Origin of the sequence: Paenibacillus cymbidii, from assembly GCF_004764705.1 — a bacterium.
GTDB lineage: Bacteria > Bacillota > Bacilli > Paenibacillales > NBRC-103111 > Paenibacillus_AN > Paenibacillus_AN cymbidii.
Genome location: NZ_SHLX01000035.1, coordinates 45,367 through 65,713 on the forward strand (window position 1 = coordinate 45,367; position 20,347 = coordinate 65,713).

12 protein-coding genes are annotated in these 20,347 nt (G+C 60.8%); 1 reads left to right on the forward strand and 11 read right to left on the reverse strand.

Annotated elements, in window-relative coordinates; genetic code table 11:
- Nucleotides 1–44 precede the first annotated feature (44 nt).
- A complete protein-coding gene (locus EXY20_RS32590) occupies nucleotides 45–875 on the forward strand; it encodes a helix-turn-helix domain-containing protein (protein WP_135556603.1) in 831 nt (276 codons plus the stop codon).
- 43 nt (nucleotides 876–918) lie between these two features.
- Here EXY20_RS32590 and EXY20_RS32595 read toward each other — a convergent pair whose 3' ends face one another.
- The 11 genes from EXY20_RS32595 to EXY20_RS32645 all read right to left on the reverse strand — a co-directional run bounded on the left by EXY20_RS32595 (nucleotide 919) and on the right by EXY20_RS32645 (nucleotide 19,803).
- Nucleotides 919–4,728, reverse strand: coding sequence for a glycoside hydrolase family 99-like domain-containing protein (locus EXY20_RS32595; protein WP_135556604.1), 3,810 nt, complete (start codon nucleotides 4,726–4,728; stop codon nucleotides 919–921).
- A gap of 34 nt (nucleotides 4,729–4,762) precedes the next feature.
- Nucleotides 4,763–6,052, reverse strand: a complete 1,290-nt coding sequence (locus EXY20_RS32600; protein WP_167859682.1) for a sialidase family protein — start codon at nucleotides 6,050–6,052, stop codon at nucleotides 4,763–4,765.
- Nucleotides 6,053–6,096: 44 nt separating this feature from the next.
- A complete protein-coding gene (locus EXY20_RS32605; protein ID WP_235886306.1) occupies nucleotides 6,097–7,026 on the reverse strand; it encodes a carbohydrate ABC transporter permease in 930 nt (309 codons plus the stop codon).
- Nucleotide 7,027: 1 nt separating this feature from the next.
- Complete coding sequence (locus EXY20_RS32610; protein WP_135556606.1) at nucleotides 7,028–7,963, reverse strand: ABC transporter permease; 936 nt, start codon at nucleotides 7,961–7,963, stop codon at nucleotides 7,028–7,030.
- Between the two features lie 69 nt (nucleotides 7,964–8,032).
- Nucleotides 8,033–9,775, reverse strand: a complete 1,743-nt coding sequence (locus EXY20_RS32615; RefSeq protein WP_135556607.1) for a type 2 periplasmic-binding domain-containing protein — start codon at nucleotides 9,773–9,775, stop codon at nucleotides 8,033–8,035.
- 111 nt (nucleotides 9,776–9,886) lie between these two features.
- Nucleotides 9,887–12,601 (reverse strand): sensor histidine kinase, encoded by a 2,715-nt coding sequence (locus EXY20_RS32620; protein WP_135556608.1) that lies wholly within the window; start codon nucleotides 12,599–12,601, stop codon nucleotides 9,887–9,889.
- 4 nt (nucleotides 12,602–12,605) lie between these two features.
- Entirely contained in the window at nucleotides 12,606–14,204 is a 1,599-nt protein-coding gene (locus tag EXY20_RS32625; RefSeq protein ID WP_167859683.1) for a response regulator, read from the reverse strand.
- Nucleotides 14,205–14,466: 262 nt separating this feature from the next.
- Nucleotides 14,467–14,706: an S-layer homology domain-containing protein gene (locus tag EXY20_RS32630; protein ID WP_135556610.1), complete on the reverse strand. Its 240-nt coding sequence runs from the start codon at nucleotides 14,704–14,706 to the stop codon at nucleotides 14,467–14,469.
- Complete coding sequence (locus EXY20_RS32635) at nucleotides 14,688–15,194, reverse strand: hypothetical protein (protein ID WP_135556611.1); 507 nt, start codon at nucleotides 15,192–15,194, stop codon at nucleotides 14,688–14,690. The genes EXY20_RS32630 and EXY20_RS32635 overlap by 19 nt, the downstream gene beginning before the upstream one ends.
- 329 nt (nucleotides 15,195–15,523) lie before the next feature.
- Nucleotides 15,524–18,184 (reverse strand): alpha-L-rhamnosidase, encoded by a 2,661-nt coding sequence (locus EXY20_RS32640; protein ID WP_167859684.1) that lies wholly within the window; start codon nucleotides 18,182–18,184, stop codon nucleotides 15,524–15,526.
- A gap of 203 nt (nucleotides 18,185–18,387) precedes the next feature.
- The gene (locus EXY20_RS32645) at nucleotides 18,388–19,803 is read right to left on the reverse strand and encodes a LysM peptidoglycan-binding domain-containing protein (protein ID WP_135556613.1); all 1,416 of its coding nucleotides are present in this window, start codon (nucleotides 19,801–19,803) and stop codon (nucleotides 18,388–18,390) included.
- Nucleotides 19,804–20,347 lie beyond the last annotated feature (544 nt).

The window sequence follows — 20,347 nt, forward strand, 5'->3', positions numbered from 1 at the left end:
CCGAACGTATAAAATAGAGACAATTCCGACCTGGAGGTTGCGCCATGGACGAGGAACGATTGCCGCTGACGGCGGCGCTGCCGGTGCAGGCGCTGAACGGGGGCCTGTTCCTGTCGCGCGGGATCGGCCGGCATCCCGTGCGTACGATCGATTCGTACGAAATGATCGTCGTGCAGTCGGGCACGCTTGGCATTTTCGAGGAGGACCGGCGTTTCGACGTGGAAGCCGGCCAGGCGCTGCTGCTGCGCCCGCACCGCAAGCACGGCGGCACCAAAACTTACCCCGCCGATCTGTCGTTTTACTGGGTACACTTCCGTCTGCATGGCGACATGCCTGCCGGCGCGCCCCCGCTCTTCGAGCTGGCGCAGCTGACGACGCTGTCCGAGCCGGAGCCGGTCATCGAGCTGTTCCGGCGGTTTCTCGACCGGCAGGAGCAAGGGCGGCGCAACAAGCTGCCGCTTGATTTGCTGATGCTCGAGATGCTGAGCGAAATCGCCGGCACGAGCGACGAGCGCGAGCTGGAGTCGAGCCGCACGAACGCGCTGGCTGCACGGGCCGACAGCCTGCTGCGCACGCATTTTCACGAGCCCGTATCAACCGCGTGGCTCGCCGAACGGCTCGGCTGCAACCCGGACTATTTGGGCCGCGTTTACCATCGCCGCTATGTCAGGACGCTGACGGACGCCCTGCATGAGTACCGGTTGAAGCATGCCTGCCAGCTGCTGCTTGAGGGCACGGGCAACATCGACGAAATCGCGCGCCGATCGGGTTACGCGGACGCCGCCTATTTTCGCCGCATGTTCAAACGCTACAAGGGCGTCGCCCCCTCGCACTACAAGAAAAAATTTTCACTGGTCCATGTCAATACGGAATAATCAATGCGACCTGCGTGGCCTCTCTCCCTCAGGAATGTTTGGATCAATAAAGGAACGGCGTCAGCTGATCGTACGGCCCGAGCCCCGCGTCGCCCGGCAAAATGTCCGCATGCGATGCCGTGCCGGAATAAAAGACGCTGCGAACCGCATCCAGGTAACCAAAGCCGGCCAAATTAGACGGCATCAGCGCATGGCCTTCGTTGATTTCGTTCCAGTTGTCCAGCAGAATCAGCTTGCCGCCAAGCGACCCCGAGGCATAACCGGGCATGAACGTATCGCGCAGCCAGGTCAGACCGGTCTTGAAATCGGCGACCGACACGTTCGTCTTGCGGCTTCCGCCCCATGGTTCGTCGCCCCACCCTTGCGTCAGCACCGGGATCGGATCGAGCACGTTGTACCCGCGAATCGTCGACAGCCGCGACTGCTGCGCGCTCATCCCCGCGGTCGTCCACGTATACGAATACTGGTAGTCGAAGCCGCGGTCATCCAGCGCCTGCGTATTGGCCAGCGCCGTCTGCCGGTTCTCCCCGACGAAGATCGCGCCAGCGAAGCCTTCGGCAATAAGCATGTTGCGAACGTCGTCGAGCGCAGCCGCGAAATTGGCGGCAACCGGCACGTTCAGCAGCGACGTGTTATAGATGAAGATGACCGGCTTGTTGTCGATTTTGAAGTACGACGGGTGCTTGAAGTAATGCTCGATCCAGAACGGCACGATATTCGTCTTGAAATCGGCCTCCGTCGCGGTTCCGGACACCCACGATATGGCAAAATCGATCAGATCGATGCCGTTTGCGTTCAGCATCCCATCGTTCAGCATTGCCGACTCGACCGGCTCCTTGATCGGAAACCCTTCCCCGCCGGTGTTGCGGAACCAGCACGGCATATACAGGCCGATGCCATGCTCGACGAGCGACTTGATCATCCAGTCCGCAACTTCCGGATTGCCGTCTTCGAAATAACCGAGCAGCGGAAGCCGGTTGTCGTAAGGGCGCAGCGAGTCGTAGCCGATATGATGCCCTTCGCGCCACAAGTCGCACGCCTGCATGCCAACGGTGACCGAATTGTCGGGCGTGACTTTCGTCGGGGCCGGCACCTGGCTTTCGTATACGCCGGCGAACACTTTGAAATCGTCGACCCACATGTCGCCCGTATTGGCGGAAGATGTCACTGTCTTGATCGTATCCAGGTTCGACGTGTTGTTGCGAAACGGCACCTGCGAAGCGACCTTGGTCTTGTTGACGTAGATGTCGGCCAGATCGGTCGACGCGTCGGCAACGATCCGGATATCGTACCAGACGTTCGCCTTGTACCCGCCCCAGATCGTCACCGGGGTGCCGCTCGCATTCTCGTAGGCGATGTCGCCGCCCGCCGTCACGAGCTTGACCCCGACCGTGCCGCCGCTCAGCAGCTGCACGCTCATGCCGTCCGTCTTGACCGGCAGCAGGAACGAAAATTCCGCTGTCATCCGGCCGGTTTGGGCGGCGAAGCCGCCGCTCAGCGACACGCCGCCGCTGCCGCTCGTATCGCTCAGCTTATACGACCACGTGTCCGTCGGCGCATTGCTTTTCATCTGCTGAATGCTGCCTGTCCCGCCGGTATTGTCGGCCGTCCACCCATATGGCGTGCTGCCGGCCGCATTCGCGACGAAATTGTCGTAGAGCGCAAAGCCGGTTACCAGCTCGACCGGACCGACGTACATCGTCGTCGTGCCGCTGCCGGTCGTCTGCACGAACACGTTGTCCAGGCCGGCGACCGCGTTGCGGAACGGCACGCCGCTGACGGACGCCCCGGCCCCGTTGACGGCGATGTCGGCCGTGTCCGAGTCGATATTGGCGGCAATCCGTATGCCGTACCAGGTGTTGACGGCATAGCCCGCGACGAGCGTTACCGGATTGCCGGAAGCATCCTCGTAAACGAGATTGCCGCCCGATGTAAGCAGCCTGACGGCCGACGTCGTCCCGTCGCGCAGCTCCCACGTCAATCCGTCGACCTTGGCCGTGACCCGGAAGCGGAACTGCAGCGTGGCCGAGCCGCCGCTCATTCGCAGGAAGGGGCGCGTCGCCGATACCGCAGCGCTCGCGCTCGAGTCGAGCAGCCGAACCGAAGAAGCGCCGTCCGGCGCCAGCTCGCGGGTTACCGAGCCGCCGGCGGCGTTAACGATCCAGGTTGACGGCAGCGTGCCGGCGCGGCCGAGCTGATCGTCGATCAGATGGCCCCGACGGGCCGTGCGCGGAAGCGCCGTCGTAAACTGGATATAGTCGAGCTTGGACGGATCGGTGCCGGACGTCCCTTCAATGACGAACGTGTCGCCGTTAGCGACGTATGCGTACTCCTTGACCGCACGAACGTGAGGCGCTCCGTCGTCGTACTGGCCTTTCCAGTAGTCGATCTGCGTCCCGTTCTGGCGGACGCGGAACGAGCTGTCGGAAGCGCCCGACACTTCGGCGTAGCCGACATTGATCGCATAGTAGCCGGAAGCGCCGCCGAACGTGAACGTCGCCGTCCCCGTACCGGATGCGGCCACCTTCACCACCTGGCCCCCGCGCGCGCCGACCATGCTTTCCGCCGTGTAATTGCCGAGCGTCGCCGCTTCCGCCTCATACACAATACCGTGCGGCTGCGGAGGAGCGGTCGTATAATCGACGAAGCTCACGTTGTCGACGTAGAACAAATCGCCGGTGCCCGTCGTCGATCCGCTGGAGAAGCCGAACCGGTCCATCGTCGCATGTGTATTGCGCTTGCCGATGTCGGCAACATACGTCCCGCCGACATACAGCTTGGCCGACGAGGTGTCATCCGCGACCAGCCGAATCCGGTTCCACGCGTTGAACGTCACCGTGCCGGCGCCGGCAGCCGTTACCCAGCTCGAGCCGTTGTAGTACTGCACACTGCCGTTCGCAAGAACGCCGACGAAAAACACCTGGTCGGCCGTCGTGTTGCCCCCGTTGCCGATATAGAAAATGTTCCGCCCCGGAGCGGTCGCCGGATACAGGCTGAACTCGAGCACCTTCGTTGCCGCAGGCGTCGTCACCTTATACGCGTTTGACGAAAGCGTCGCATTGTTGTCGTTGATGCGCAGCGACAGGCTGCCGCTTGCGGCTACCGTGGAGCTGACCGCTACGTCGGAAGCGAGCAAGGTATATCCCGGCGCCAGCGTGCCGCTCGCTGCGTTCTCGAACGTATCCTCCGTCGCGGGGTCGGTCAACGTGACATCGTCGATGAAGAAATCGTCGCCCGTGCCCGCCGTCGAACCGGTGACGAAGGCGACGCGATCCATCGTGGCGAACGTATTCCACTTGGCGGCCGTGCCGACGTAAGACCCGTTGACATACACGTCGGCGCTCGTCGTATTGGACGCCTCGACGCGAATCGCATTCCAGGCGTTAAACGTCACCGTGCCGACGCTGCCGAGGTAATTCCACACCGTTCCGTTGTAATACTTGATTCGCCCGTCGGCGTGCACGGCGAGACGGAACACGACGTTCGCGTTCGTGCTGCCGCCGCTTGACAGGTCGAATATTTGCGAGAACGCCGCCGCTACGGGATAAATGCGGAACTCCAGCCGTTTGGCGGCGGAAGGCGTTGTCGTCCGCGCCAGATTGGCGAGGGCGGTCGATGTCGTGTCCCGGAGCCGGATCGACCTGGTGCCGGAATAAGCTTGCGCGGTCGACACGAGCCCGTCGACGCCAAGCGGCGCATAACCGTTCGGCGCTTCGCCGGCGGTATCGCTTTCAAACGTATCGGGCATGGCCGACGCGGCCGCGCGTCCCGCCCACAGCCAGCCGGCGCAAGCGCACACGGCAGCGGCCAACAGCCAAACGAGCAGAATGCGGATTGAAGATCGCTGAATCATCCTCACATCGTCTCCTTTTACAGTTGGATAAACGCTACTCCCCAACCTCCACTTCGATCTGCACCAGCACCCCTTCGAACTTGCGCAAGTCCGGCCGGTACGGAACGAACGCGATCAGCTTGCGCGCCGCTTCGTCCCACAGCACGGCGTGATTGGAATAGTCGACCGGATGCACGGCCGACGCCTCGTCCTGCTCCGGCTGCTTGCCGATGATCGGCGTAACGCTTCCGCTGTTGACAGCAAGCGCATCCGCATCCACCGTTGCTACGCATAGCGGGTAACGCGGCAGATTGCCGTCCGGATTGTCCTCGTTCACCATGCCGATGTAATACACGGCGCCTGCGGCGTCGCGCACCAAACATAAGGACGAAGAGGAGGAATACATAAGCCGGCCGTCATCATAGCGCAGCCGCTTAGGGTCGCTCCACGTCTCGCCTTGATCGGGCGAGACGCAGATCCACTTCGTGCCGGGCATTCGCTCCCGCGCGTGCATATTGCTGCCGCGCAGCACCATAATCAGCCGACCGTCGTCGCATTCGACGATGCCGGGCTCGTACAAGCCGCGCGTCGTTTCCGTCACCGGAGCGCCGGCGAAGCCGCCGCCGATCGTCCAGTCGTAGCGCCCCTCGTCCTCCCTCCAGCGGCCGAACAGGCAGCCGGACTGGAAGAAGCCCATCACCGTCGGGTTGATCAGCTCGCCCTCGCCGTCCACCATCTGGATCTGCACGCCGAGAACGATGTCGCCGCTGTGCCTGCCTTCTCCGCAAGCAATAATCGGCTGCGACGACATGATCATATTGGTCCCGTAGCTGACGCCGGGGAACATCCGGTCGCGGTCCCAGCCCGCGCCCGACTGGTGAATATACGTACCGTCGGTCCACGTCTCGCCGCCGTCGAACGACAGGCAATAATACATGCGCCGCTTGCGCAGAATGGAGCCGAGAATCGTTTGCAGATCGCCTTCCCGCCACAAATATTCGGTGACGAACCGCACAAGCGCGCCGGAACGCGCGTCGTACAAGCAGCCGTTTTGACTTTTCATCATTTTCTCGTCCGTGTCGGTGTTCGGGCGGTACGCCCGATCGAACAATCCGGTTTCCCGCCACGTGGTTCCTTTATCGTCGGAGATGCGGCATAATACGCCGATCCCCCGATCCGAGCCTTCGAACAGGTTCATCAGCTGCACCCAGCGGACGCGCTCCGGCTGCGTCGGATGCGGGCAAGCGACAGTCGTTGCGCTGAGCGGGAACAACCCCTCGCGAACAAACGACTGTTCCGTGCGAACGACACGGAAAGCCGCCGGTTGGTTCGATTTTGCCGACATGGTCATCTTCTCCTTCAATGTTGTTTCCGGCGCGACCGCACTTGTCACCCTTTCAACGAGCCGACGGTGATCCCTTTGACGAAATACTTTTGCAGGAACGGGTACACAAGCACGATCGGGCCGATCGAAATGAGCACGACCGCGGCCCGCACATTGTTCAGCGTCAGCTCGGGGCGATGCGCGCTTTCCAGCACGATGTCCTGCGCCTGCTGGTTGACTGCCGTCAACATGTCGCGCAGTATCATTTGGATGACCGTCCTGTCGCGGTCGCGAATGTAAATCATCGCGTCGAACCAGGCGTTCCAATGCGAAACGGCGGACCACAGCACGACCGTCGCCAGCACCGGAAGCGAAATCGGCAGGATGACGCGGGCGAGCATCGTCCCGTAATGAGCGCCGTCGATCAGGGCGGATTCCTCGTACGCCGGGTCCAGCGTCTGAAAAAAGTTGCGCATGATCAGCACGCTGAATATGCTGACGGCAGGCGGAATGATCAGTACGAGGAAGTTGTCCAGCAGCCCGAGACTCTTGATCAGCAAGTAGCTCGGAATCAATCCCCCGCTGAAAAACATCGGGATCAGGAAGTACACGGTCAACCCGCTGCGGAACGGCAGGTTGCGCTTGGCCAGCGGGTAGGCGGCGATCACCGTAAACGTGACGCTGAGCGTGGAGCCGAGCACCGTGCGCACGATGCTGTTCCAGTAGGCGCGGGCAATATCTTCGTACGATACGAGGAAGCGGTACGCGTCGAGGCTCCACTCGCCGCTCCACAGGTGCACCCCGAGCGTCGTCGCCGCGTTCGGACCGGACAGGCTGAGCACCGCCGTCTGCCAGAACGGGTACAGGATGGACAAGGAAAACAAAATCAGCAGCAGGCCGTTGCACATTGCGAACAAGCGCGCGCCAAGCGGCGTGCGGCGGCGTGCGGTGCGCCCCTTGCGTTGCCCGCCGATGACGGCAATCGGATCGTTCATGTCACCACACCCCGTGTTCGCTGTATTTGCGCACAACCAGGTTCGCCGAGACGAGCAGGACGACGCCGACGACGTTTTTGAACAGGCCGACGGCGGCCGCGTAGTCCAGCTTGAACTGCGCCAGACCGGTCCGGTACACATACGTGTCGATGATGTCGCCCACCTCGTAAACGAGCGGGTTGTACAAGTTGAGAATCTGGTCGAAGCCGCCTTCCAGGATGTGCCCGAGCCGCAGCAGGAACAGCACGACGATTACCGGCATGATCGACGGAATCGTGATGTGAATCATTTTGCGCAGCCGGCTGGCGCCGTCGACATTGGCGGCTTCGTACAGATCGGGGGATATCGCCGTAATCGCGGCGATATAAATAATCGCGGCCCAGCCGACTTCCTTCCAGATGTCGCTTGCGATCATCACGGGAATGAAGTACGTCTTGCTCGCCAGAAAATGAATCGGTTCGCCGCCAAACAGCGTAACGACGTAATTGACGACGCCCCGCTGCGGGGAGACGATCTCGACGAGAATGCTGGCGGCAATGACCCAGGACATGAAGTGCGGCAAGTAGGAAATGCTCTGCGTCCATTTCTTGAACCGCGGATGGACGATTTCGTTCAGCAGCAGCGCGAACACGATCGGCGCGCCGAAGCCAAAGCATAATTTGAGACCCGAAATGATCAACGTATTGCGCAGCGCGCGCAAAAAGACGAAGTCCGTGAACAAGGTGCGGAAGTGCTCGAAGCGGTTCCAGTCGCTGCCTCCGATGCCGAGCGCCGGCTTAAAATCCTGAAAGGCGATCAGCACCCCGTACATCGGCACGTAGCTGAACAGAAACAGATGGACGACCGGCAGCAGCAGCAGCGCGTACAGCAGCTTCATTCGTTTGACTCGTTTCCAGGTTTCGCGCCGGCTGGAAACCGCAGCTCCGTTCGTATTCATGCTTGTCGCCTCGCAATCGTCGGGCGCTCCGCCTTCATGCAGAACGGCGCGCCCTTGTAGGTGGAATCGTTATTTCTTGAGCAGATCGGCCGTCTTCGGCGCTTTCCCGAGCTCGGCCATAATTTCGTTGCCGCCGGAGCTGTTCCAGCGCGTCACGTAATCGTCCCATGTGGAGGCGACGCCCACTTCGCCGGTAATCGACTTGAGCAAATATTCGTCCGTCATCGTCTTCAGCTTCTCGCCGTATTTGCCAATCAGATCGGCCGTCATCGTTTCCTTGAACAAGTCGAACCGAGCCGGCTGAATCATCAGCTTCATGCCTTTGTCCTTGTTGAAGAAGTAGTCGTTGACCAGCTTCATGACGTCCTTCGGCGTCTGGTACGTGAGCAGTTGCCGCGAAATGATGCCGAAGTTGTAGTAGCCGAGCCCGAACTTGTCGTCCGCATTGGAGCCGTTGATCGGCAGCGCGGCGGAATTGTACGGCTCGCCTTCCCAGTTGAAATGCGTGCCGAGCTCGCCGAAGCGCGACATGACGACGCCTTCCTTGTCGTAGTTGAGGTAATCGAACATTTGCAAGATGCGGATCAGCTTCTCGTCGGACACATCCTTGCGGATGATAAAATCATACCCGCCGAGCAGCGATACCGGACGGTACGCGGCGGCGCCTTGCTGGCCGTTATAGCCGATCTCCGGCGGCGTGAGCAAAATTTTCGCATTCGGGTCCTTGTCGAGCAGGTTGCCGGGCGGTCTTCCCGCGATCGGCTGCGACGCGGCGTTGTAGGCGGCTTGCGCGCTGCCGATTTTGCCGGTGCTGAACTTCTCCCACGCCTTGGCCCGGTTGAGCGTCACGAATTCGGGGTCGATGTACCCTTTTTTGTACCAATCGGCCATGAGCGTCAGGAAGTCCTTGTACTTCGTCGACGTGTTGAACGTCATCAGCTTGCCGTTCTCCTCGAGGTTCATGTCGAAGCCGGTGCCGGCACCGTCGACGCCGAGACCGAAGGCGCCCATATAGTTGGCCGCCCACCACGAGAACGTGTCGTTGTACGGCGTGAAGGCGTACGTGTCTTTTTTGCCGTTGCCGTCCGGGTCCTGATTGACCATGGCGTCGAAAATTTTCGCTTCCTCTTCCAGCGTAAACGCCTGGTCGGTGAAAAAAATGCGCGGGCGCACGCCCGTCGTGCCGACCGGCTGCAGGTTGCCCTTCGGCTTGATGCCAAGCTTCTCCAGCCAGTCGAGCCGGTACACGGTGCCCCAGTTCAAGCCTTCGACGCTCTGCGCGATGCCGATCAGCGACAAGTACTGATCCGTCTTGCCGGGCACGAGACTCATCTGCCAGCCGGGCGGGTTCTCGTCCAGCATCCTGGCATAATTCGGCGCGTACCTCAGGATCATGTCCTTCGGAATGGCGCGCGACACGCCGTCGGCGTACAGCTTCTTCGCATCGTTCGCGGAGAAGAACGTCGCCTCGGGCAGCTCGCCCGAAGCCAGCATCAGATTGACCTGATCGCGGTTATTCACGTCGACCTTCTTGTTCTTCAGCTTGACGTTGAATTTCGCCTCCAGCTTCTGCTGCACATAGTTGTTGTCCTCGACCTTGCCTCTGGCGTTCGCCCCTACCCAGCTGATCTCCAGCGTCTTGGCCGCCGTTGCGGTCGGCACGGCAGACGCCGACGAACCGGCAGCCGCCGGCGGCGTCGCCGACGCGCCGCTCTCCTTGCCGCCGGACGAACAGGCGGCCGAAGTGCCGACGAGAGCCAGCGCGAGGCCGGCGGTCAACACCCGGTGCCGGCTGTTCTTTGTACCGATCATGCGGAACCCTCCCTAATCGTTATGCAAGCGCTTTATTATCTCCTGCATGACCATCTTACCTTGCGAACCGTTGCCGCGAAGTCACGATCGTTGGCACAAGTTTCACGATCGTCACATGTTTGCCCCGGGCGAGTACGGAATCGTCATCGTCACGCGCGTGCCCGAGCCGAGCCGGCTGTCGATCGCCAGCCCGTAATCGTCGCCGTAATATAGCTTAAGCCGCTTGTTCACATTGTAAATACCGATGCCGTCGCCGCCCGTCTCCCCCAGCTTGCTCCTCACCTCATGCAGCCGGTCCTCGCTCATGCCGCTCCCGTTATCGCTCACCTCGATGACGATCCGATCGCCGCTGCGCCGCACGTCCACCTCGATCGTGACTCCGACAGACGTATGCGGCATGCCGTGCTGAAACACATTTTCCAGCACCGGCTGCAGCACGAGTCGGACGATGCCGCATTCCCGCAGCTCCTCGTCCATCGTCCACCGGCACGCCAAATGGTCGCCATGCCGCTGCTCCATCAGCCGCACGTACGCCTGCACGCAGGCCATCTCCTCGCGCAGCGGAACGATCGGCCGGTCGTGGCCCATCATGTAGCGGAACAGCCCGCTCAGCAGATGAATCATTTCCGCCGCCTTGTCGTTGTCCCGCTTCTCCACCGTATAGAGCAAGCTTTCCAACGTGTTGTACAGGAAGTGCGGGTTGATCTGCGCCTGCAAGGCAAACAGCAACGATTCCCGCTTCTCGAATTCGAGCCGCAGCTGCCGGCGGCCCGCGATCAACGACTCGTCGACCAGCGTCTCGATGCGATCGAGCATGCGGTTGTACGTTTGACTGAGCTGGTCCACTTCCTCGATGCCGTAGGTGCGGACGCTGCGCTGCTCCGGTTGCGCCTCTTCCAGTCCGGCCAGACCCAGCCGGCGGAACGGATGGACAAGATAGCGCGTCATCAGGTAGGCGAACAGCAGCGCCAGCAGCAGCAAGGCGAGTACGATCGAAATGTCGTCGTAGATAAGCGCCAGCGTCTGCTCGCGCACGGCCGCGCCGTCGAATTCGGAGACGAAGTACCACGGCACGTGCTGCAGCTTCGCCTGAAAGCGGTACTTCTCGTCGTCCGTCCGGACATCGTCCTTGTCGCCGATGCGGCCGGCGTCCGAATGGGAGACGATGGTGCCGGCCTCGTCGACAATATAGGCGCTGCTGTTGTTTTCCTTGAAATCGGCGTACAGCGCGGACAGAAACAAGCTGTTCACGTCGAGCCGGATCATGCCGGACGGGGGCAGGCTCGGGCTGGAGTTGTAGACGTCCATGCCGAGCCGGATGTACGACGCGCCGCTGCGATCGGCGACAAGATCGTATTCGAGCCCGGAGGAGGAACGCTGCATGGAAGCGAGCGTACGCTCGCTGGTGTTCTGCAAGGGGTAGAAGTTGGAATAGACGAGCCGGCTGCCGCTGTCGTAAATGCTGATCGTGTCGCGCGAGATGCCCAAATATTCGTTCTGGCGAATCCAGCGCGAGATGTCGGCGTCTTGATCGTCCGCTCCGTCTGTCAGCAGACGGCGGATGAACGGGTCATAGCTGATGCGGGCCAGGCCGACGGACTTCTGATCGATAAACTGCTCGATCCGGTGCGCCGTATTGTCGAAGAGGGTCGCGTAAGAAGCGCGCAATTCTTCGCCGACCATGTGCCGGGATTGCACGTAGAAGCCGGCGATGAAGAAGACGACAGGCAGCAGAATAGTGACGGCGAAATACAGGAACAGCCGCGCGTGCAGCGACAGTGCGGGCTTCTCCGCCGGCTTGACCAGGCGGTCGCCGAGCGTGTCGTAATGGCGCATTTGCCGCAGGAAGCGGAGAATCGGACGCAGCAGCGCGCCGGACACGAGCGGAGCGACGAGAACGGAGAGCAGCGCGCTTGCCGCGAGCGTCAGCAGGAGGAGCTTCACCATGAGCGACGCCTGCTTGCGCTGAACGGAGACGTTCTCCTCGTACACGAGGGTGAAGCCGTAAGGAGCAAGCCTTCTCACGGTAACCGAGCTTGTTGTCGCGCCGATCTGTCCTTCCCGGTAGTCGCCTTCCGGCAATTCGGCATAATGCGCCAACTTGCTGCCGTCGATATGGCGGCCGACGAAAATAGGCGCGTTCGTCCGATCGAGCAGCACCATGTTGTCGCCGTACGGAATGTGCTCGCGGAAAAAAGCGCCGTCCAGCTTAAGCAGCAAGCTGCCGGCTTCCGGCCTCGTTTCGTCCGCAAGCCTGCTCCACAGATACGGCGTTGCGTTCGCACGGTCCAGCGCCTCGTGCAGCCTGGGATCCGCGATTTCGTCCGGTGCGGGATCGAAGAAGCGGTACGTTTCTCCGGCGTTGACGAACAGGACGGCCGGCTCTCCCGGCTTGTACGCCCGCAGCGGCAAGTTGGCGGAATACAAGCGGTCCGAGCTGTATTGCGTGCTGCCGGTCTGAATCAGCAAGCTGCCGAAGAACGGATTGTCTTTCTTCAGGTTAAACAGCAGCGTCTCCAAATCGCCCGCCGTACGCGCCATCGTGACGGCATCGGCACCGCCCTCTTCGAGCAGGCGAAGATAAGCAAGCAACCGCTCGTCGATGCGCAGATGTTCCATCACGTCGAACGCATCGTTCAGACTGCGGCTCGCGTCGAATTGGATTTGGCTCACTTTGATCGATTGGATATGGTCCATCTTGTCCTGAATGAACGACTTGACCCTGTAATCGTACAGCGCGCCGATCGTCAGCAGCAGCGCCAGCACGACGGAGAGCGAGAACAAGAGCAGGAAGCGGCTGAATTTCAGCTTGCGCCGGATCGCCATGCCGCTACCTCCCGCCACGGGTGCGGTTGATGCGGAATACGAGCGGCGTCACGCCGACCACCTTCTTGAACATACGATTGAAATAAGGGAGATTCGGGAAGCCGACCTGCTCCGATATTTGGAATATTTTATCGTCGGATTGCAGGATAAGCCGGGCCGCCTTCTCGATGCGAATCCGGTTGACGTAATCGATGAAGTTTTCGCCGGTTTCTTTTTTGAACAGCGAGCTGAAATATTTCATATTGAGATGAAGAAACGAGGAGACGTCCTCGATCATAATTTTGCCGGCATAATTCGTTTCCACGTATTGTTTGGCCGCCTGCACGTAGCGGTTCACTGTCTGGTCGCGGAAAGGCTGCTCCGCTCTCGCTGCAATCGCTTCCAATTGTCGCTTGAACAAGGTCCGCAACGATTGCAGCGTATCGGCCATCTGGATCGCTTCGACCGCGGCGGGCTTGTCGGGGAAACGGCCGGTCGCCTGCCGCTCCTGGAGCAGCCTATCGAGCGCGAATATCGCATCGAGGCAGCGCAGCCGAATATCGGCGATGCGCTCCGGCCGCGAATCGTCCAGCAGGTCGAAGAGCGCTCCCGTCAGGCGGGACGCTTCCGCGGAGCGGCCGTCCGCCACAGCCAGCGCAAGCGCGTCCGTCGTTTGCCGCAGCCGGTCCTCGCGCCGATCCGCAGTTTGCGGCGCGGCCGCCTCCGGCGAGCCGGGCAAGTCCTGGCGGAACAGCACGGCGTCGGCGCCGCGGAAGAAACGGGCGCCGAGCGCATAGATCGCTTCCGCGAACGAGGCGGCGACGGCTCCGGCGCCCCCGTGCATGTTGCCGACGCCGAACGTCATGCCGCCGCTCGCCGCTTCCTGTCCGGCGGAGCCTGCGCGGAACAGCTCCTGCAGCTCCTGCAGCGGGCGAAGCAGCTCCGCCTTCCCGATCGGGTGCGCGTCAAACACGAACAGCACGAGCCGGTTGCCGTATACGATGGCAAGAGCCGAACGAAGCGCTTGCAGGCGGCTCGCCGCCTGGCGGAACGAGTGCAGCGCCGCATACAGCGGCGACAGCTCGGACGGCTGATGGAACGCGCAGACGACGACGCGGACATAGCCGTCTCCGCTTCCTTCGCGCATCGCAGCCGGCAGCAGCTTTCGCTCCTCCGCATCGAGCGATTCGCCGCGCAGCAGCTTGGCCAGCGCCGCTTCGGTCCGGTCCGGCGCATGGGGAAGCCGCTCCCGGCGCCATTCGTCCGCAACGCTGCGCACCAGCTCCGCGAGGTCCGCCTTCGCCACCGGCTTGAGCAAGTATCCTTTCACTCCGTAGCGGATCGCTTCCTGCGCGTAGGTAAAATCGGTATAGGCGCTCATGACGATGACCTTCGTTTCCAGCCGGTGGATGTGCATACGCTCCGCCAGCTCGAGTCCGCTCATGATCGGCATGCGGATGTCGGTCAGCACAAGATCGATCGACCCGGTCCGGGCGAGCTCCCACGCCTGCTCCCCGTTATGGGCCGTTTCCACGGCATCGATGCCGAATTCCGCCCAAGGCAGCAGCTCCTTCATCCGCTCGCATACGCGACTCTCATCGTCTACAATCAGCAATCGGCGCATTGGCGCAACCTCCTGTTGCCTTGCATAAATGCAGCATATACTTTCGACATCGTTCGACGCGAGTCCTTGTCCATCCCCCGCTTCCGGCGTTTGCGGAACGATCGATCCGCTCATTGTAGCACGTGATGCGTCCTGATGGATGCACGATTGTCAGCCGATACGATACGATTTCCACTACATGTGGAATACGCATTGTAGCGATAAATATAAAAACCCGCTTCTGCGGCGGGTTTCTTTCGGTATCCGGAAATGCTTTGTTTCGCTACTTGATGAAAGCGACCGCTCGCAGCATCCTGCCCAGTATTGCGGCCGCTTCGGCGCGAGTCGCTTGCGCCGCCGGAGCGAAGCTGCCGTCCGGCCGACCGATGACAAGGCCGGTTTGAAGAGCAACCCCCACCGCGTCGCGGGCCCAGTTTGAAATAGCGGCACTGTCGGTAAAGCTCATTTCCGACGACGAGAGATTCGTTTGCGCGCCGGCAAACTTCAGTCGCCGTCGACCCATGCCGCCGTTGCATCGGCCGCATCGATGCCGCTGTCGACAACGATGATACGAGTGACGTACGTACCGTCAAAATCCGCCAACGGTACGCCGTTTATGCTAACGGAGTCCTCGATCGGATGATCGATCAGCTGACGCGCGCCCTGCCGCTCGGCTTCATCGGCTATGCGTCCGGCCGCTTTGCCGGTCAGCGGAACGATTGTGACCGTAACTGTAGCATCGCGCAGTATCGACGCCAGGACGCGCAAAGGCAAGCTGTACGATGCTCCATCCGCACGAATGTGGATAACGGCCTGCGGTGAACGGCCTGCGGCATCGATCAAAGCTGCAGCCGGGAGGTCGACGCGCAGAATGGAATCCCCGTTCGTTGCCTCGATCGATGCCGACGAACCTCCGGTTGCGGTAAATGCCGCCGCCAATTGGTCCTCGTTTACCGTCGCACGCGTGACGGATTGTCCGTCGGATGTCGTTTCGTGCGTCACCGTTGGCACGATGCTAACGTTCCCCGGTATGGGAGGGGTTGGCGCAGATGAGCCGTTTGGCGTCGCAGCCAGCAGCACCGCCAGGGCAAGGAGCAGCCGACCTATCTTAAAATATCCATCACCACCAACGATAACAACGCCAGGTTAAACGGGGGTAAATCGTGTCAACGGAATCGAATTAGGCAGAAAAATGTTGCCGATTCGTCACAAAAAGGCGCAATTCGGTGAATAAGGCGTGATGTGGGGGCTTTTCACTCCGTACAAACGAATACCGTCCGATTGCGCTTGCTTATCGGACGGTATTCGTAAGTGCAACCGGCTTTGGCCGTCGGTATATGCTACAACGCAAATTGATGACGGCCTGGACCTAATCTATGCTCCACTCGGGCAAGCGAGTCCGACCCGGCAGGAAGGGCGACGACCGCCGTCGTATTCGCCGGAATTTCGATGTCGAAGCGGATACGAACCCCTTCCTTCCGCCACGCGGAGACGATCGGCCCTTTCTCCGTTTCGACAATGGCTTCCACCCACTCCAACCCGTCCGGCACGTATGGCCGGATGCCGATCTCGGCATAGCCGGGGGCCAGCGGTTGAATGCCGCCCAGCCGCGTATAGAAGGAAGTGCCGATGCCGCCGAACATCGCATGGTCGTGGGAGTGCATGCCGCCCTTGAAGCTCCACTGTTCCCACAAGGTAGTCGCTCCTTGCCCGATTTGCCAGCCGAAGCTCGGATAATCTTCCCGTGTCAACAAGGTATAGGCCAGGTTGATATGTCCGTGATCGGCCAGGACGTCCAGCAAATAACGCGTAGCGTATATACCCGTGTCCAGATGGCTGTTTTTGGCGGCGATAGCGGCGACCAAGCTGCTTACGGCTTGCGTCACGTTATCTTCGGGCACGATGCCGTAAGCGAGCGGCATCACTTGAGCGGTTTGCGAGCCGCTGCCGTATACTCCGCCGCCTTGATGGAACCGCGTGTGGAAAGCGCGTTTGATCGCCTCCGCCAGCGCCGCGTACTGTTGCCGCTCCTCCTCCCGTCCCAGGACGCCGGCCGCCTCTGAGACGACCGAAGCTTGACGGAAGTACAAGGAAGTATTCACGATGGCGACTTCGCGAAAATAATTGCTCCATCCGTCCTCGTTCGGCGCGCACCAGTCCCCGAAGCCTTCCTCCACGATGCCGTCCGGCCACTTGGCCGCCAGATGGTCGATGTACGATTTCATCGGCTCGTAGTTGATCTGCAGCGCTTCCGCGTCTCCGTAATACCAGTATAAATACCAAGGGAGCGTCACCTTGTCCCCGCTCCAGTCCGGATTGCCCAGGCTGTCCGCGATATCGCCCAGCCATTTCCGATAGTAGAGGCGCATATCGAAGTTGTGGATGGCCGCTTCCTCGACGACAGCCGAATCCATCAAACAAGGCGTTCGTTCGTCGCGCTGGCAGCAGTCCGTAGGGATGCTGACCATGTTGTTCAAGATCGACCAGCGGATGTTGCTCTGGATGCGATTGAGCATCGTATCCGAACTGGCGAAGCGGCCGATCTCCCGCACGTCCGCATGAATCGGTTTCGCCCGCATCTCGATCGGTTCGAGTCCGCCGCTCACCTCCACATACCGGAAGCCGTGATACGTGAAGCGCGGCTCGTAATGCTCGACCCCGCGGCCGGCCAGAATATATACATCCGTAGCCTTGGCGCGCCGATTCGTCCACGAATCAATGTTTCCCGTATCGTCGATCAACTCGCTGTACTTCAGCGTCAGCTTGCTGCCCGCCGGCCCCTCGACCCGCACATTTACCCAGCCGGCGATGTTCTGGCCGAAGTCGTACACGAGGACGCCGTCGCGCGGGCGAAGGATGCGCACCGGTTCAAGCGGCTCGTACTGCTTAACGGGAGGTTGCGCATTCATCTGCAGCTCTCCCTGCGGCGGAACAACGGCAATCGCATGCGACCAGCCTTCGGCTTGAAAATCGTGCGTGTCCCAACCAAGCTGCTCCATTCGACCGTCGTACGACTCCCCATCGTAGATGTCGTTTGTCAGAATCGGGCTATCGGTTGTCAGCCACGATTCGTCCGTCAAGACTTGCAGCGAAGTGCCGTCGGCGAGCTCCATATCGAGCTGAAGGATCGCCGCTTTATCCCGCTTCCATTTCCAGCCCCACCGGGAGTAATTGAGATTATATCCGTTCCCCAGCCACAGCCCGATGGCGTTGCCTCCGACCAGCAGCGCGTCCGTCACCTCGTACGTATCGTATAGCATAATGCGATCGTATGGCGAGTTGGCCGGGGCGAGCACGCGGTTGTCGGCTTTCCGGCCGTTGATGCGAAGCTCGTACCAGCCGGCGGCATAGACGCGCGCGACCGCCTTGACGACGTCCGAAGGTATCGTAAACGTGCGGCGGAACAAGGGGCTGTCCACGGATACCGGCGACTCGCATACGGATAAGGTGTTCTCGTCGAGCCTGATGCCGATGCCGGGCGAATTGGCGCTGAATGCTGTGAACTGAATGGCGGTCGGTTCATAGAACCGATTCACATATAAGGAGCGGCCGTCTTCGGCATATACGCGCAATTCACGGTAGACGGCGGTTTGTCCCGCATCGGTCTTGAAGCCTACCGTTCCCGGCTTGAGCTCGACGTCGCCGACCGTCAACGCTTGCCGACCGTTCAGGAATACGCGAACCGTATCGGCACCCTGCACGATCATCAATTTGACGTTTGCGGGCTGCTTTTCGAGCTCCGGCGCATGCGCCTTCCCCCATTCCCGGCGTGTGCCGCCTTCGACAGCATACAGCGAAACCGAATGCTCTTCCGCATCCAGCGCACAACCGAAGTAAGCGTTTTCGTCCCAGACGCCGAAAAGGACGTTAGCGCCGCGGGTTTCCACGGTGACATCGACTTCGACCCTGTACCGGCTCCAGCTTTTATGATGTGTGGTCGGCTTCCCTATCCACTGCGCCTTCCATCCGTCGTACGCGGCATTTTCCGTAAGTAGCGACAAGTCAATGATCCTCCTCAACGTTCGTTGTTTCAACTCCTCCATAATTATCGGGCGGTACGGCTCAGACGTCAATGAGATTGCATCTTAGCAGCAAAAAAACCTCCGAGACCGCATTCGGGAGGTCGGAGGCTTCATAATTAATAATCGCCATGTGCTCCCTTTTGTAGATCGACGGAACAACCCGCGACGTACAAAGAGCCTTGTCAAAGCAGCTTGCGCACGGTAAAATTCGCCTCGAGCAGCGCCCAGTTTTGCGGGAACGGGTAGCCGAGCTCCCAGTAGCAGACGCCGCGCAGCCCGTACTCCTTGACCAGGTCGAATTTGGCCTGGGCGCTGCGGGCGTCCTCAAACCACACTTCATGCGCCCGGCCTTGCGCATCCGTATACCGGTAATAGGGCGTCTGCGATTTGGTGTCGAAACGGATTTCGACGCCGTACTGAAGCGCCCGCCGCAGCGCCTCCTGCATGCTGAACGTTTCCGCCGTTTGGCCCTGTACGTGGGGCAGCAGCCAATCGCGGGCGTAAAGCTGGAAGCCCATCAATATTTTGCGCGGCGGGATGACGGTGACGGCGTAATCGAGCACACGGCGAATTTCGTTGATCGGCGAAATCGGCTGCGGCGGGCCGGCGCGGTACCCCCACTCGTACGTCATCAGCACGACAAAATCGGTGATTTCCCCATGGGCGGGATAGTCGTGAGCCTCATAGAGCAGGCCTTTCTGGTTCGGGCCTGTTTTGGGCGCGAGCGCGGTGGAGAGCGAATAACCGTGCGGATGCAATTGCTCGGCGGCAAGCCGCAGGAATTGGTTGTACGCTTCCCGATCCTCCGGCAGCACGTTTTCGAAATCGACGTTCAGACCGAGGTAGCCTTTCTCCTGCATGACGGCCAGCGCATTTGCCATCAGTTCCTCCTTCAGCGCCTCGCTGGTCAAAATGGTGTGAGCAAGTTGCGATCCGGCTTCGGTCGAAGAAAAATTGGTGATCGCCAGCAGCGGAACGACGCGCCGCTCGTACGCCGCCGCGATCAGCGGTTCGTCGTCGACCGGCGTCAGCCCGCCGTCCGAACGGATGCGGTAAGCGAACGGGCATACGTAGGTAAAATGGATGCCGTCCCGCCGCACCAGCTCCGCGCCTTCTTCGCCAAACCGGGCGACGTACGCGTTGACCTCGATCACCGGCTTCGGCCGCTCGGGAATACGCAGCGTCTGGCCTTCGTAAATAATCGCCGGGGCCGCGATGTTGTTCGCCTGCTGGATCGCCTGCGGCTGCACGCCGTAGCGCTGGGCGATACGCCACAACGTGTCGCCGCGCTGCACCGTGTGGTAAAGCGCGGGAATGACCAGCACCTGGCCCGGCGCGATACTGCCGGGATTGGCGATGCCGTTCGCGCGTGCAATTGCGTCGGCCGTTACGCCGTAGCGCGAGGCGATCGCCGCCAGCGTTTCGCCTTGCTGCACTTCATGCAGCGGATAGGGCGGAGGCACGTAAAGCGTTTGGCCGACCGCCAGCCGCCCCGGCTCGGCCAGCTCGTTGGCGGCGACGATACGCTCCGGCCCGACGCCGAATTGGCGGGCGATTCGCCACAAGTTGTCGCCGCTTTGTACCGTGTAGATGGGCACCGTGATCCCTCCCTTCCCGTTCGCGTGAATCCCCGTACTTCCAGCCTATTCGGCCGGAGACGGGGATATGATGGGAAGGGCTGTCGGGTTAAGGCGGACAACAAAGGAATGGCGAAATGCGCCATCCTTGTATGTCATGCAAAGTTGTCGCTTGAGCCGGGCTCGCATCACCCTCTTTTCCCTATGCACCTGCCACTGTATGCGTCTGCTTCTTCTGCGCGCTATCCCTTTCGCTCAGACTGGAACGGGGTTGTCCTCTCCGCAACTACCTTTCTGTCCGTTATCCCCTTCGCTCAATCGCAAATATCAACTAATTTTAGGAAAAACGTCTCCTGCGATGCAGTGACACCATTCAGGTATCCCCTTCAAACTTGATCCATCCAAACGCCAACTTGAGCCAACGGGATAACCAGCAAACGCATCCTTCCGTTTGACCACCACCGCCTCGCTCCCCTCCTCTCCCCATACGCTCACTGCCGCACCAGCTTGAGTCAATGGGATAACCAACAGACATGTGCTGCCGATGACCACTCACTCGCTGGCT

Coding starts and splice junctions, on each gene's coding strand:
- EXY20_RS32590 (WP_135556603.1), top strand. CDS start 45: ATGGACGAGGAACGATTGCCGCTGACGGCGGCGCTGCCGGTGCAGGCG.
- EXY20_RS32630 (WP_135556610.1), bottom strand. CDS start 14,706: ATGGGTCGACGGCGACTGAAGTTTGCCGGCGCGCAAACGAATCTCTCG.
- EXY20_RS32605 (WP_235886306.1), bottom strand. CDS start 7,026: ATGAACGATCCGATTGCCGTCATCGGCGGGCAACGCAAGGGGCGCACC.
- EXY20_RS32615 (WP_135556607.1), bottom strand. CDS start 9,775: ATGATCGGTACAAAGAACAGCCGGCACCGGGTGTTGACCGCCGGCCTC.
- EXY20_RS32610 (WP_135556606.1), bottom strand. CDS start 7,963: ATGAATACGAACGGAGCTGCGGTTTCCAGCCGGCGCGAAACCTGGAAA.
- EXY20_RS32595 (WP_135556604.1), bottom strand. CDS start 4,728: ATGATTCAGCGATCTTCAATCCGCATTCTGCTCGTTTGGCTGTTGGCC.
- EXY20_RS32600 (WP_167859682.1), bottom strand. CDS start 6,052: ATGTCGGCAAAATCGAACCAACCGGCGGCTTTCCGTGTCGTTCGCACG.
- EXY20_RS32625 (WP_167859683.1), bottom strand. CDS start 14,204: ATGCGCCGATTGCTGATTGTAGACGATGAGAGTCGCGTATGCGAGCGG.
- EXY20_RS32620 (WP_135556608.1), bottom strand. CDS start 12,601: ATGGCGATCCGGCGCAAGCTGAAATTCAGCCGCTTCCTGCTCTTGTTC.